A 14,391-nucleotide genomic window follows, 5' to 3' on the forward strand; every position below is an offset into this window, starting at 1 on the left:
TAAAGAAAAAATTTTATTAATAAAAAATATAACTTTATTTTTTCTACAAATTAGTATAAAATATAGAAGTAGAATTTATTCGGGAGGGATTTATTTTGAACAAAATTAAACAAACAAATTACGAACTTGAAAACGAGTTGTGTGAAAAAATAGCTAAAGAACTATTACCTAAATTAGAAGCTCTTGACTTTAAATTAAAATCTATTAACTTTGAAAATTCTAAAGATAATTTATTAAAATTAAAGTTAACAAAAATATAAGGTAATTATTATGATATCCATTATTTTTATATTAATTTTTTTACTAATATTATTTTTTATAAAAAATAATATTTATTCAAAAAATAAAATCGATTTAAGGCCAAAAGAAAATATCTCATATCCTTCAAAAAAAATACAAACTACTCCTTCTCTAAAGTTAGAGGAAGTTGAGCTTTCTAAAAACTATAAAAAAATTATATTCTTTTTATTAGAATCAAATAATCTATCTTCAGAACCATCACACATAATTGCTATTAAAATGGCATTTAATCTTAAAACTGGTGATTTAATCTATTTAAATGAATTCAAAGAAAAATATAATCTAGGTAAATTTAAGATTTTTTCTCAGGATACTCTTCACTTAGCATTTTATAATTTAAAATCTGATGCCCCTGTATTAAATCTAGATAAAAAATATTTTTCAACAATGTTAACGAATACAAATATTGTTGAAATAAAAAACTCTAGTGGAAGAAATCGTTGGCCAAAACTTTTAGAAATAGCTAAGTATTACGGTATTAAATACAATAATCAAATTGAATTAAGTTCCATAAAAAAGATAAAATTAAACATACAAATATTTCAAAAGATGTTAAAACATCCTAAAGCTTCTATTTTTGTTCAAGATTTTCTTTTTAATGATAACTCATATTTAAATAAACTTTAATATAAAAATTACGTAAGAAATTTATAAGAATCTATTTATATTTCGCACTTTTTATAATTTTTATTGACATTTTTTAACCTTTCTTATAGTATTTATAGAAATATTTAAAATTATATTCTATAAACTTTTAAGAATCTTGAAACTTTATGTAATAGTAATTTTTTTTGATTTCAAATAGTAAATTTTATATAATTTATATATAATTAATACACTAAATTAAATAACTCATATAAAATATTTGTTTTATTTGATTTAAAATTTTTAATCAAGGGGACATAATGGAACAACATAATGATGAACAAAGAAAAATAGAACTTCTTAAATGGTTTTTAGAAAACAATTTTTTTAATCAAAGAATTGAATATTATATGGAACGATTTGAAATAATATCTAAAATTGATAATATTATTGATAAAAGAGATGCATATTTAAAATTTCAAACAGATATTTTAAATGAATTTGATAATATGGTTAGAAAAAAATCAATAATGATGTAATTAAAATTTCTATTTAATCTTATTGATTATTAGTTTTAGATTTCTTATACAAACTAATTAAAGTATGTTATACTAAGTTCATAATTAATAAAATTAATTAGGAGGCAACTATGAATTTTAAAATTTTAATTTCAACCTTAACCTTAATCTCTCTTTTAGGATGTACTAATTTAAATAATAAAAATATAAATAAAAATGCAGTTATAAAAACTCCTACAATCATGATGAACCAAAAACTTACTTTAGAAAGTAATAATAATAAATATATTGGAGAACTTAATACTGATAATAACTGGGAAAATGCTATTTTTATAACACCTGATAACAAACAATATAATTTAACTCGAGCCATTTCTGCTGATGGCATAAAATTAAATAATGGTTCTCTTGTTATTCATTTCAAAGGTGATTATGGTATCTTAGAAAAAAATAGTATTATCACTAAATTTAAAATAAAATAATTAAACTAAAAAAACTACTCTAAAAGGTAGTTTTTTATTTTAATTAAATCTTTTTATTTATCTATTAAGTTGCATATATTTTGAAAAAATGATAAAATATATTCTAAATTATTTTTAGGAAGTGAATTTATGAGTTATAAAAAATTTTTTAATAATATAAAAATAGGAGATAGTTTAATGAATGGAATCATTTGTATAGATGGTGTTGTTGGAGTTGGTAAAAGTACTTTAGGAGAAATTTTAGCTAATGAGTTAGGCTTACATTTCTTTAAAGAACCCGTTTTAAATAATCCGCTTTTAGATAAATTTTATTACGATAAAAAAAGATATTCTTTCCCTCTTCAAATTTTCTTTTTGAATAAAAGATTTGAAATGATAAAAGAAGCAGAAAAATTAGGTGGTTGTGTTATGGACCGTAGCATTTATGGAGATATAATCTTTGCTAAAATGTTAATGGAAGATGAAGACCTATCTAAAGAAGAATTCGATATTTATGAAGAACTTCTTTATAATATGTTAGAACATTTAAATAAACCTAAATTAATGATTTATTTAGAAACTACTGTCGATAACGCCATAGCTAAAATTAAAAATTGGTTTCTAAATACTGTAAAAAATAAACTTATGAAGATTTCTTAACAAAAAAAAAGAAAAACCTCCTTCATTTTGAATCTTACGAATAGGGTACAATAAAAAAATAGGAGGTAGTTGGTATGCTATTAGGAACACGTTACCCAGTTTTAGGGTTTCATACAGGAGGTGCTGGTATAGTTGAAAAGGATGAATTGGTTGGAGGATGGACTGCTAAATATGTAGAATATTTTTCTACATATATAGATGATGAAATAGCAAAAGCTCACTGTGAACTATGGCTAAAAAAATCATTAAATCATGAATTAAATATAAGAGGAATTAAAAAATTTAATGAATTCCAAATATTCCATAATTTTTTAAATATTGAAAAACAATTTGGATATTGTTTGACTGTCTTATGATTTTTAAATTTTGAATATGCAGATGCTGTTGAGAAAAAATAACACAAAAATGTGGATTTTTTAATTTATATTTTTTGCTAATTTAATATAGAATTAGGAGATAAAATCATGATTGAAAAAAAAGATTTAATTTTAGCACAACAAGGTGATGAATACTCTTTAGAAAAAATTATTAAAGAGTTTCATGGAACAGTTTATAAAAATAGTCATTCTTTTTTCTTAAAAGGAGGAGATAATAACGATCTTATTCAGGAAGGATTTATAGGTCTTATTAAAGCTATCCAATCCTATGATGAAAATCGAAACGCTTGTTTCAATACATTCGCGAATCTTTGTATTAAACGACAAATGATTACAGCTGTAAAAAATCATAATTCAGATAAATACAAAAATTTAAACTCAGCTATGCAAGGAAAAAGTTTTCATGAACAACAAGAACAAATTTATTACCATTCACCTTCTTTATCACTATACTCACCTGAAGATGTTCTTTTGGGAAAAGAATTAGTTAAACTTTTAGAAAATTTTTTGCTTGAAAATCTGAGTGAATTAGAAAAAAAAGTGTTTTATTATTTATGTAAACAACAAACATATATTGAAATTTCAAAATTATTAAATGAAACACCTAAAAAAATAGATAATACAATTCAAAGAGTAAAGAAAAAAATCCATAATTATCTTGAAAGTTATCTCGAAGATAGTTTTTAATAAATATTTAAAAATAGATTTAAGATTTTTTCTTAAGTCTTTTTTTTTTTTATACTTTTTTACAAATTTAAATATTTTTTAGAACCTAGAGATTTTAACCATACAGAAAAATTTAACTTTATTAATAAAAAATTTAAAACTAAATACTGTATCTTTTCACGGGACATATAGATATTTTAATATAGATTATAGTGAAATTTTATGGGCAGAATTTAAGTTAAATTTTGTAGAAGCTTTAATTTGTTGTAAAAAAACAATTGTGAATTCCTCGTTCTTCATACAAATGAATTTAAAATAAAGGACAGCTTTAATCTCAATTAGCTGTCCTTTATTTTTATGGTTTTATATAACTATATCCCTCTTGTTGTTTTAAAACTAATTCAATAACGCCTGCAGGAACAATTTGAATAAAGTCATATAACTCATCTTTTTTAACATTATATTTTTTCATTGTATTGTTACAAACTGAAAATACTACTTTTTGATTAATTAACTCTTCTAAATCATCTTTTTCTACAATGTCTGATAATTTTTTTATACCATTAATAGCAGTTCCCATAATAACCACTTCTAATGAATATTCAGAATTTATTTCTTTCATTCTTTTTACTACATTTTTTAAATTTCCAATTAGAGTATTCCATCGTTCTTCTTGATTGATATCAAAAACTGTTTTTATCATCTTTAATTATCTCCTTTATAATTTATTAAAATAAACTATTTACTCCGTGCTCGTCAAATAATTTTATTATCTCTTGAGTTTTTACGTCAATTAAACCCAAATCACTTATTTTTACATCTGGTATAACTATTAACGCAATTGTACTAGGTCTGGTTATAGGAGATTCAGCTTCTATTCCCATTTTTTTTAAAACAGAATTCATTTCTTCTATTTCAACTGATAAAATTTCTGCTGAATTTCTAGATAACATTCCTGCTATTGGTAGATGTAACTCTTTTAAAATTTCTGTTTTTTCTGCAACTACAATACCACCTCTAATTTCTTTTATTTTCTCAGATATTGCTAGTGCTTCTAATGGATTATTATATATAATAGTTAGATTATGACTATCATGTGAATATGTCGTTCCTACTCCACCTTTTTTTAAATGAAAATTTTTTACAACCCCAAGTGATATATTATCAATTTTTTTATGTCTATTTACTATAGCAACATAATTTAATTCTGAAGAATCTGAAATATCGATATAACCATTTAAAACTTTTACTTTTAATTTTTTTCTTTCCGTAAGTAAATCATTTTTATTTAAATATACAAGTCCTTCTATTTCAATTTCGCCATTTTGAATAGGTGCTTTAATCATAAAATCCTCTATTTTAAGTTCTTTAAGATGAATACTATTTAAATTTTCTATTTCCAAAGTCTGAGAAACTAACTTATCTAATAACTGATTATTTTCTGCTACTAACTTTCCTTTAAAAAAAGTTTTCATAACATTAAAATCTATAAGATTATCTAATATAACAATATCTGCAAAATATCCTGGAGCAATTCCACCTATTTTATCTAATTTATACTCTTGAGCTGGATTTAAAGTTATTGCTCTAATAGCCTCTACTGCATCTAATCCTGCTTTTATTGCCACTTGTGCACAATGGTTTACACTTCCCTCTTTTAAAAGATCTCCAGCTTCCCTATCATCAGTACATAATGTCAAATTTCTAAGTGATTTTATTATTTTTATCTTTTCTATTATGCTTGTTATATTTTTAGAAATTGAACTTTCTCTTGCATCTAAAAACATACCTTTTCTTAATTTATCTAGAGCTTCCTCTCCTTCTGTAGATTCATGACATGAAATAGGACCTCCACAGATATAACCTGCTAAAGATTTTCCTTTTAATCCAGGAGCATGCCCTTGCACAAATACACCTTTTCTTATAGCAACATCAATTATTTTAGTCATTCTTTTACTTTGATTTATAACGCCCATAAAATCCATTACTTCTCCAAGACCTAAAACACGTTCTAAATTAAACATTTTTTTTATATCATTTGGTGTAAATTCCGCTCCTGCATTTTCTAATCCTAAGACAGATGGTACACATGAAGGAATTAAAAAATATTGATTCATTGGTAATCCTTTTGATTTTTCAATCATATATTTTACTCCATCTATTCCTAAAACATTTGCAATTTCATGAGGATCAGCAATTATAGTCGTTGTACCTTTAGGTACAACAATTTTTGCAAAATTATCAGGAGTTAAATGACTACTCTCTATATGAACATGTGAATCGATAAATCCAGGTGCTATATAATTATTTTTTAAATCAATTATATTTTTACCTGTAACTACATTATCCTCCTCTATCGGTACTACATTAGCTATATACTCTTTATATATATAAATATTTGCCTTATAGATCTCTCCTGTAAAAACATTTATAAGGTTTCCATTTGTTAAAACTAAATCTGCTAATTTTTTTCCTAAAGCAACCTCTACTAGCTCTTTACGTTCTTGAAGTTTCATATTATCACTCCTTTTCTTTATAACTTTTTTACTGTAAAGAGCTATTGTTACCTTTATTTTTTCCCAAATTCAAAATATATATTTGATAATATCTCAAACTGCTCCTGTCTAAAATCATATTCTAAATTTTTTAGTAGCTTTTCCTGTAAACCTTCATTTTTTTGACTATATATAAAATTTAATTGTTTATCATATCTAAAAGATATGCTTGTCCCTATTTTCCACTTTAAAAAATCAAAAAAAGTATCTTCACTATATTCTTCAGGAATTTCAATTCTTTGAAAATCAATTTTATCAAATATTCTTAATATCAATTCAAATCTTTTTTCTTTTACTTTATCATTTAAAATTTTATTCTCCACAATTTTCCTCCAAATTATTTTTTTATATTATACCACCTTAATAAAAAAGTTGTAGAAATTTTTATTCCTACAACTTTATAATTATATTTAAATTTTATTTTATACTGCTTTCTAAACTAATGATTTAATCTTCTATAATCTCTAGGGAAGCTTGGAAGTGTCTTAATATCGGTGGTTCCCAAGTTATTCTGTAGCCTCTTGTGATTTCATGAGCTCTCTCTTTTATCGCTATTAGAGCATCTGCTATTACATCTAAATGGGCTTGTGTGTAAACTCTTCTAGGAATAGCAAGTCTTGTAAATTCAAAATCTGCTTCTAATTGCTCATTTGTATCTGGGTCATTTCCTAACATGTAAGAGCCTATATCACAACTTCTAATTCCTGCTTCTTTATAAAGTTCTATAGCTAAGACTTGTCCTGGAAACTCATTAAATGGTATATTTGGGAAAATTTTTGAAGCATCTACAAATACACCGTGTCCACCAACTGGAGATTGATATATAATTCCTGCATCATCAAGACGAGAAGCTAAATACTCCATCTGTCCAATTCTATATCTTAAAAAGTTTTCATCGATTCCTTCTAATAATCCTATAGCTAGTGCTTCTAAATCTCTTCCCGAAAGCCCTCCATAAGTTGTAAATCCTTCAAAACTTATACAATTTGCTTTTATTTTTAAGATCATATCTGCATTTTCTACAGCATTTTTTACTCCTATTAGTCCTCCCATATTAACTATTGTATCTTTTTTTGCTGACATAGTGAAGAAATCTGCATAAGAAAACATCTCTTTTATTATATCTTTTATCGACATGTTTGCACATTCAGGCTCATCTCTTTTTATAAAATATGCATTTTCTGCATAACGTGCTGCATCTATATTTAATGGTATATTATATTTTTTACAAATAGCTGCGACTTCTCGAGCATTTTTCATTGAAACAGGTTGTCCACCAGCAGAGTTATTTGTAATAGTCAATACTACTAATCCTATTTTTTCTGGACCATACTCTTGTATTAATTTTTCCATTTTTTCAACATCCATATTTCCTTTAAATTTAGATCTTTTACCTGGATCTTTTGCCTCTGGGACTACACAATCTAAAGGTCTTGCTCCTGCTAGGATAACATGTGCTCTTGTTGTATCAAAAAACATATTTGAAATTGCATATTGTCCTGACTTTAAAAAAGTTGGAAATAACACTTTTTCTGCTGCTCTTCCTTGATGCACTGGTTGAATAAATTCATATCCAAAAATATCCTTAGCAGTATTTACTAATTTAAAATAACTTGAAGCTCCTGCATACGCTTCATCACCTCTCATTACCCCTGCCCATTGATCTTGACTCATTGCATTAGTTCCTGAATCCGTTAATAAATCAATGTAAACATCCTCTCCTCTTAAATTAAAAAGATTGTAATTAGCCTCTTTAATTTTTTCTGCTCTTTCTTCTGATGTAGTCATTTTAATTGTTTCAACCATTTTAATTCTAAATGGTTCTGGAACATACTTGATAGCCATAACGTTATACCTCCGTTTTTAGTCTACCCCGGTCATCTGTTTTCAGATAGGCGGACGGTATTTCCTTTTTAGAATTTTATTCAAACTCTTGATAAATTTATATACCCTATTAAAATTCATTTTGTCAAATTAAGTTATGTTTTATATTAATTTGATTATCATAATTTCTTGACTCTCAACTTACTTTATAGTTTATAATCTCATATTGTGAATTTATTATTAATAAGGAGAAACTATGAAAAAATACCTACTACTATTTTTAACTTTGAATATAGTTACTTTTTCTATAGAGTTAACATTGGATAAATCTATTGATTTAGCTAAAAAAAACAACCGACAACTCAAAGAAAAAAATATTACTATAAAACAAAAAAAATTAAATGAAAATGTAAAAATTAAAAATGCTCTTCCCTCTCTTAGAGCACAAACTATATACATTGATCATGATGAATCAAAAAACTTAAATAGTTCTTTTCAAAATGGTATTTATCTATCACAGCCTATTTTTACAGGTGGTGAACTTTACTATAATATTAAAAGTAGTAAAGCTCTTAGAGAATTTGAAGAAAATGACTATATTACCCAAAATATTAATTTAGAGTTAAATGTTATTCAAACTTATATTAGCTGTCTTCAACTTAAGAAAACTTTGAATGTATATAAGACTTCTCAAAAAGAGAAACAAGAAGAATTAAAAAAACAACAAGAATTTTACAATCTTAGTCTTATCGATAAAAGTGAAGTTTTGAAAATTGAAACATCATTATATCAAACCGAAACATCAATCCTTAAAATTAAAAATAATATTATTGCTCAAGAACTTACTTTAAAAAATCTTTTAGGATTAAATATTGAAGAAAACATAATTTTAAAAGAAATGAATTTTTCAAATTTTATGACAATAAATATTGATTTAAAAAAAGATACTGAAAGAGCTTTATCGAATAGTACTCTTTCTAAAAAACTAGACAAAAATATTTTAATTAGTGAGTATAATTCTAAAAGTAATCGAAGCAGTTTCCTTCCTAAAGTAGATTTAGAGTACGGTTATGAATCTTTAGAGGAGTCAAGTTTTTCAAAATCTAATAATGACTGGGAATGGAGAGTTGGGATTACTTTTAAATGGGATATTTTTAACTTTGGAAGTGGCATTGATAGTTATAAAGAGTCAACTTTAGAGATTGAAAAGCAAAAAATTTCAAAAATAGATTCACTAGAGATATTAAAAAAACAGATTAAAACTGCTTATTTAGATTTAATAACAGCTAAAGAAGTTATTATTACAAATGAAAAGGCTCTTTTAACAGCTTTTGAAACATTTAAAATTGATAAAGAGAAATTTTCTAATAGAATTATTGACTCTGTTGATTTTTTAAAAAGTGAATCACAACTTCGAGAGGCTCAAATTACTCATATAAACTCTCAACTTGATTACTTCTTATACTATCAACAGTATCTATCACTTTTAAAATAATACAGGAGGATTTAATGAATAAAATATTACTTACACTTTTTTTTACTCTAATTTTAGTTGGATGTAAAGATAAAAAAGTTACTCAAGAGGTAAAATCTGAAATTATCAAAGAGGTTAAGGTTCAAGAATTAAAAATCCAAAATATTAAAAATACTAAAATTTATAATGGAGATATAAATCCCTTAAAAGAGGTTAGTATTATAACTCCCACTGGAGGTTATGCTAAAAATATTAGATATAAAAATGGAGATATAATTAATTCAGAAACAACTATTTTAACTTTAACAGATGCAGCTACTGAAGCTAGCTATTTTGAAGCAGAAGGTACACTAATTAAATCTAGATCAAATTATAATACATCTAAAATTTCCTTTGAAAAATATAAAAATTTATTTGAAAAGAAACTTATTTCAGAGGAACTGTATCTTCAATCTAAAAATAATATGGAGCAAAGTTTAGGTGAATTAAAAATTGCAGAAGCTAATTTTATAAGAGCCAATGATAATTATAAAAGACTTTTTGTAAAATCTGATATATCTGGAGTCATAACGGATTTGGATATTAAAAATAACGAAAAAATATCTTCTAATTCTAAGCTGTTAACTGTGATTGAAAATAATATAATGGAAATAAAAATTGCTGTAAATGGAGAAGATATTAAAAATATAACTCCTGAAAAAGAAGCTAAAGTTTATATTTCAGATTTAGATAAAACCGTTATTGGAAAAGTTAGTGAAATAAATTTATCTGCTGATACTAATACAAAAAAATATAATATTAAAATACAAATTCCAAACAATGACAAATCTATTTTAAAAGGGATGTATGGTAAAGTAGAAATGGAGCAAATGGAAATTAATGGACTTTTTGTTCCTCAAGAAGCTGTTATGATTAAAGATCTTTACTCATATATTGCAGTTATTCGTGACAATCAATCCATCATTTATAAAGTTGATCGTGGAATCTCTCAAGGAAATCTTCAAGAAATATATTTTGAGAATTTTAAAGAGGGAGATAAAGTTGTTGTTCAAGGACAATATCTTCTTAATAATAACGATAAAGTGAGGGAGATTTAGTCATGAGATTACTTTCTGAATTTTCTATAAAAAAACCTGCAACAGCAACAATGATTATAATATCTATGATATTCTTTGGTCTATTAGGTCTATCAAAAATGCCAATAGAACTAATGCCAAATACATCCAATCCAACCGTTAGAATTACTATTGAGTGGAAAGGAGCTACTCCTGAAGATGTTGATAAAATGATTACTAAAAAAGTTGAAGATATTCTTCCAAATGTTGATGGTATCACAGAATATTCTTCTACATCAAGTTCAGAGACATCAAAAATAAATGTAAAATTTAAATATGGAACTAACATCGAAACAAAAATAACTTTAATACAAAATGAAATTAACCAAATAAAAAATAAATTACCTGAAGATATTGAAGAACCATCTATTAGAGAACAATCTATGGGTTCTATTCCAGCTGCTGTTTTAACTATGTCTGGAGGAGACCCCATGGAAGTCAGAACTTATGCTGAAAATAGTTTAAAACCACTTTTAGAGAGAATCGAAGGTGTTTCGCAAATTATAATTTTTGGTGGTAAAGAACAAGAGGTTTTAGTCGAAATTGATCCTGAAAAACTCGAAAACTATAACTTTGGAATTTTAGAAGTTTCTAATTTAATATCTAGGGCAAGTACTACTATTCCTGGTGGACAAGTTAAAGAGGGTGAAAAAGAGTTTTATATAAAAGTTCAAGGGGAGTTAAAAACTCCTCAAGAAATTGAAAATATTATTTTAAAAAATGATAATGGTCATCTTCTAAGACTAAAAGATGTTGCAGATATTAGAATTGATACTAAAGACCCTTCTAGTTTATTTAGAAAAAATAGTTCCGATGGTCTAGTTATCGTTGTTGCTAAAACTGATGATGGAAACGCTATTGAAATTGTAGATTCTATTAATAAGACTTTAAAAAAAGTTAAAAACTCCCTACCTTTAAATTCTACTATCGATTACGACTTTGACTCTACAATTACAATTAATAATTCAATAAATAATGTTAAAGAAACTGGAATTATTGGTTTAATTTTAGCTTCAGGTATATTATATTTGTTTTTAAAAAGTATATCTGCTACTATAGTTATTGCTGTAGCTATACCAATATCTGTTATTTTTACATTTTTCCTTTTAAATGCTCAAGGTTTAACACTAAACCTTGTCTCACTAATGGGATTATCTTTAGGAATTGGTATGCTTGTTGACAACTCTGTTGTTGTTTTAGATAATATATATAGACATCTGAGTGAACTTGGGAAGAATAGAGTTCAAGCTGCTAAAGATGGAGCCGCTGAAATGGGCCTTCCTGTTTTAGCATCAACTTTAACAACAGTTTCTGTATTTTTACCAATAGTTTTCCAAGAAGGAATGGCTAAGGAACAATTTAAAGATCTTTCATATTCTATCTCTTATTCATTATTTGCTTCATTAATTGTTGCCTTGGTTTTTGTTCCTATGCTTTCAAGTAAAATATTGAATGAAAAAAAAGATATAAACTCAGAAGGAAAATTTATAAAAAAACTAAAAAAAATATATCTTTCAATTCTAAGATGGGCTATTAAAAATAGAGGAATTACTGCTATTTTAACTATATTACTTTTTATAGGTTCTATTTTTGCAGCTTCAACGTTAGGCGGAGGATTTATTCCTACAACTGATGAAGGAAGATTCGCTATTGTTGCGAAACTTCCTTCTAGTGCCGATATAAATATGAGCAATAGAATTGGAAGTATATTAGAAAATAAAGTTAAAGATATATCTATTGTTAACTCATATACTATGTCTGGAGATACTAGCAATGCTATTTTAAATATAAATGCTGGACTAAAAACATCTAGAAAGGAAAGTTTACAAGAAATTGTTAAAAATTTAAGATTAACTTTTACAGGTATTCCAGATGTTATTTTAACTGTTATTCCTTCTTATGTATTCGGTTCTGATGGTATTTACGATGTTGAATTTGAACTTTACTCTGATAATGAATCACAACTAAAAGAAATATCTGAAAAGTTAAAAGAAAAAATGTACTATATCAATGGAATAACAGATATTTCCTCTTCTTTTGAAGGCGGAAAACCTGAAGGGAAGATTATTGTGGATAGAGAAAAAGCCAAGTTTTATGGAGTTGACATTGAAAGCCTAGCACTAATGATTAAAACCCAAATTTTAGGAGGACAGCCAATCACGATAAATAGTGATAATCAAGAGATTGATGTGACCGTACAACTTCAAAAAAAATATAGAACTTCTACAAAACTACTAATGGACTCTCGGATTACTTTAGATAATGGAAAAAATATTAGAATCTCTGATATAGCTAACCTTGTTTTAGAAGAAGGTCCATCTAAGATTGAAAAAAAAGATAAAAAAAAGAAAGTTGTTCTTTTTGCTAATTTAGAAAATGGATTTGATTTACAAAGCGCTAAAAATTCTATTATAGAAACGTTTAATAATTTAGGTATCCCTGAAAGTATTTCTTTTGGATTTGGTGGAGATAGTGCCGATATAGCTAATATGGGAAATCAACTTTTCATAAGTTTCTTAGTTGCCATATTCTTAATCTATTTTATTTTAGTTTGGCAATTTGAATCTTTTATTTTTCCATTTATTATTTTGCTTTCAATTCCTCTTTCAACTATGGGTGCTTTGTACAGTTTAGCTTTATTTAGAGTTAATCTTGATGCTATGGTTGCTGTTGGTTTTGTAATGCTTGCTGGAATAGTTGTTAATAACGCTATAGTTTTAATTGATTTTATAAATATTAGAAGAGAAGCTGGTGATAATATTAACCGAGCTCTTATTGTATCTGGTAAAACAAGACTTAGACCTATACTTATGACTACTTTAACTACTGTTTTAGGAATGATCCCCTTAGCTTTAAGTAATGGTGATGGTTCTGAAATGTATGCTGGAATGTCTTTTGTTGTTATATTTGGACTCTCTACCGCTACTTTGTTTACCTTAATTGTTATTCCTGTTTTCTATTATCTAGTTGATGATATGAAAAAACATATAAAAAAGATTACTAGGAGATAATATGTTTGATGAATTTTTTACAATAGGAGAAGTTTCTAAATCTACGAATATTCCAATATCAACTCTACGATATTATGATAAGGTTGGTTTACTTTCTCCAGCTTTTAAAAATGACGATACTAATTACCGTTACTATACACCTATGCAAATAATTACATTAAAAGTAATTAGTCATATGAGGCATTTGGGATTTTCTATTGAATATATAAAAAGTCATTTTGAAAATATGGATTATGAACACACTTTACAACTATTTGAAAAAGTGTTATTAGAAACAAAATTAGAAATAAAAAAACTAAAAAATACAGAAAAAGAACTAGTTGAAAGTTGGAATAAATTTAAAGAAAATTTCCAATTAGAAAAAAAGGTTGGTATTCCCTTTATAGATGAAACTGCTGATATTAAAGGGATTATTTATAATGGCCCTGTTCATTCTTTAGGAGAATTAAGCAAAACATTAAAAAATATTGATAATTTTGAAATTAGTAATAATTTAACACCTGTTTTAAGAGGGTTTAAGGTTTCCTTTAATAATTGGAAAAAAAATAGATTTACTAAAGATTGTCTTATTGCTAGTATGAAAGAAAATCATACAAATAAATCAATAGTTATTCCTAAAGGAAAATATGCTTGTGTTTATGGTAAAGGTACTTTTGAAGAACAAAATATTATTGAAAATCTTTTAAATTGGATAAAAGAAAATGGATATTCACCTAAAAACGAGTTTTATTTAACGTTCACAGATCTAATTATGTTTAAAAGTAAAAAAGATTTTTTATATCTTTTGAGAATCCCAATAATTTAAAAATAAAGAAAAAGCAGCCTATTTATTAAGCTGCTTTTTG

15 protein-coding genes are annotated in these 14,391 nt (G+C 25.7%); 11 read left to right on the forward strand and 4 right to left on the reverse strand.

The window, feature by feature from the left end:
- Positions 1-95: 95 nt before the first annotated feature.
- From NON08_RS13735 to NON08_RS13765, 7 genes are all read left to right on the forward strand, one after another.
- Positions 96-260, forward strand: a complete 165-nt coding sequence (locus NON08_RS13735) for a hypothetical protein (protein ID WP_256692187.1) — start codon at positions 96-98, stop codon at positions 258-260.
- A gap of 10 nt (positions 261-270) precedes the next feature.
- Positions 271-927, forward strand: a complete 657-nt coding sequence (locus NON08_RS13740) for a hypothetical protein (RefSeq protein ID WP_256692188.1) — start codon at positions 271-273, stop codon at positions 925-927.
- A 278-nt stretch (positions 928-1,205) separates the two neighbouring features.
- A complete protein-coding gene (locus tag NON08_RS13745) occupies positions 1,206-1,424 on the forward strand; it encodes a hypothetical protein (protein ID WP_256692189.1) in 219 nt (72 codons plus the stop codon).
- A gap of 110 nt (positions 1,425-1,534) precedes the next feature.
- Positions 1,535-1,885: a hypothetical protein gene (locus NON08_RS13750; protein ID WP_256692190.1), complete on the forward strand. Its 351-nt coding sequence runs from the start codon at positions 1,535-1,537 to the stop codon at positions 1,883-1,885.
- 129 nt (positions 1,886-2,014) lie between these two features.
- Positions 2,015-2,524, forward strand: a complete 510-nt coding sequence (locus NON08_RS13755) for a deoxynucleoside kinase (RefSeq protein ID WP_256692191.1) — start codon at positions 2,015-2,017, stop codon at positions 2,522-2,524.
- A 74-nt stretch (positions 2,525-2,598) separates the two neighbouring features.
- Positions 2,599-2,880: a hypothetical protein gene (locus tag NON08_RS13760; RefSeq protein ID WP_319941568.1), complete on the forward strand. Its 282-nt coding sequence runs from the start codon at positions 2,599-2,601 to the stop codon at positions 2,878-2,880.
- A gap of 108 nt (positions 2,881-2,988) precedes the next feature.
- Positions 2,989-3,588: a sigma-70 family RNA polymerase sigma factor gene (locus NON08_RS13765; protein WP_256692192.1), complete on the forward strand. Its 600-nt coding sequence runs from the start codon at positions 2,989-2,991 to the stop codon at positions 3,586-3,588.
- A 334-nt stretch (positions 3,589-3,922) separates the two neighbouring features.
- Here the strand turns inward: NON08_RS13765 and NON08_RS13770 are convergent, their stop codons facing one another.
- The 4 genes from NON08_RS13770 to NON08_RS13785 form a co-directional block, all read right to left on the reverse strand.
- Positions 3,923-4,270, reverse strand: coding sequence for a DsrE family protein (locus tag NON08_RS13770; protein ID WP_256692193.1), 348 nt, complete (start codon positions 4,268-4,270; stop codon positions 3,923-3,925).
- 25 nt (positions 4,271-4,295) lie between these two features.
- Complete coding sequence (gene ade, locus NON08_RS13775; protein ID WP_256692194.1) at positions 4,296-6,083, reverse strand: adenine deaminase; 1,788 nt, start codon at positions 6,081-6,083, stop codon at positions 4,296-4,298.
- Positions 6,084-6,136: 53 nt separating this feature from the next.
- Positions 6,137-6,445, reverse strand: a complete 309-nt coding sequence (locus tag NON08_RS13780; protein WP_256692195.1) for a hypothetical protein — start codon at positions 6,443-6,445, stop codon at positions 6,137-6,139.
- A 124-nt stretch (positions 6,446-6,569) separates the two neighbouring features.
- The gene (locus NON08_RS13785) at positions 6,570-7,967 is read right to left on the reverse strand and encodes a tryptophanase (RefSeq protein WP_023051438.1); all 1,398 of its coding nucleotides are present in this window, start codon (positions 7,965-7,967) and stop codon (positions 6,570-6,572) included.
- A 235-nt stretch (positions 7,968-8,202) separates the two neighbouring features.
- On the opposite strand from NON08_RS13785, the gene NON08_RS13790 reads away from it, so the two are divergent.
- The 4 genes from NON08_RS13790 to NON08_RS13805 are packed head-to-tail and all read left to right on the forward strand — an operon-like array spanning position 8,203 to position 14,351.
- Positions 8,203-9,441: a TolC family protein gene (locus NON08_RS13790; protein ID WP_256692196.1), complete on the forward strand. Its 1,239-nt coding sequence runs from the start codon at positions 8,203-8,205 to the stop codon at positions 9,439-9,441.
- 14 nt (positions 9,442-9,455) lie between these two features.
- On the forward strand, positions 9,456-10,517 hold the full coding sequence (locus NON08_RS13795) for an efflux RND transporter periplasmic adaptor subunit (protein WP_256692197.1): 1,062 nt from the start codon (positions 9,456-9,458) through the stop codon (positions 10,515-10,517).
- A 2-nt stretch (positions 10,518-10,519) separates the two neighbouring features.
- Positions 10,520-13,546, forward strand: coding sequence for an efflux RND transporter permease subunit (locus NON08_RS13800; protein ID WP_256692198.1), 3,027 nt, complete (start codon positions 10,520-10,522; stop codon positions 13,544-13,546).
- Position 13,547: 1 nt separating this feature from the next.
- Positions 13,548-14,351, forward strand: coding sequence for a MerR family transcriptional regulator (locus NON08_RS13805; RefSeq protein ID WP_256692199.1), 804 nt, complete (start codon positions 13,548-13,550; stop codon positions 14,349-14,351).
- The last annotated feature ends 40 nt before the right edge of the window (positions 14,352-14,391 follow it).

This window comes from Cetobacterium sp. NK01 (genome assembly GCF_024506395.1).
Classification (GTDB): Bacteria; Fusobacteriota; Fusobacteriia; order Fusobacteriales; family Fusobacteriaceae; genus Cetobacterium_A; species Cetobacterium_A somerae_A.

Bases quoted from the DNA above. Each gene is read 5' to 3' on its own strand.
- NON08_RS13755 (WP_256692191.1), top strand. From the start codon at position 2,015: ATGAGTTATAAAAAATTTTTTAATAATATAAAAATAGGAGATAGTTTA.
- NON08_RS13800 (WP_256692198.1), top strand. From the start codon at position 10,520: ATGAGATTACTTTCTGAATTTTCTATAAAAAAACCTGCAACAGCAACA.
- NON08_RS13760 (WP_319941568.1), top strand. From the start codon at position 2,599: ATGCTATTAGGAACACGTTACCCAGTTTTAGGGTTTCATACAGGAGGT.
- NON08_RS13805 (WP_256692199.1), top strand. From the start codon at position 13,548: ATGTTTGATGAATTTTTTACAATAGGAGAAGTTTCTAAATCTACGAAT.
- NON08_RS13770 (WP_256692193.1), bottom strand. From the start codon at position 4,270: ATGATAAAAACAGTTTTTGATATCAATCAAGAAGAACGATGGAATACT.
- NON08_RS13745 (WP_256692189.1), top strand. From the start codon at position 1,206: ATGGAACAACATAATGATGAACAAAGAAAAATAGAACTTCTTAAATGG.
- ade (WP_256692194.1), bottom strand. From the start codon at position 6,083: ATGAAACTTCAAGAACGTAAAGAGCTAGTAGAGGTTGCTTTAGGAAAA.
- NON08_RS13795 (WP_256692197.1), top strand. From the start codon at position 9,456: ATGAATAAAATATTACTTACACTTTTTTTTACTCTAATTTTAGTTGGA.
- NON08_RS13785 (WP_023051438.1), bottom strand. From the start codon at position 7,967: ATGGCTATCAAGTATGTTCCAGAACCATTTAGAATTAAAATGGTTGAA.
- NON08_RS13765 (WP_256692192.1), top strand. From the start codon at position 2,989: ATGATTGAAAAAAAAGATTTAATTTTAGCACAACAAGGTGATGAATAC.
- NON08_RS13750 (WP_256692190.1), top strand. From the start codon at position 1,535: ATGAATTTTAAAATTTTAATTTCAACCTTAACCTTAATCTCTCTTTTA.
- NON08_RS13790 (WP_256692196.1), top strand. From the start codon at position 8,203: ATGAAAAAATACCTACTACTATTTTTAACTTTGAATATAGTTACTTTT.
- NON08_RS13740 (WP_256692188.1), top strand. From the start codon at position 271: ATGATATCCATTATTTTTATATTAATTTTTTTACTAATATTATTTTTT.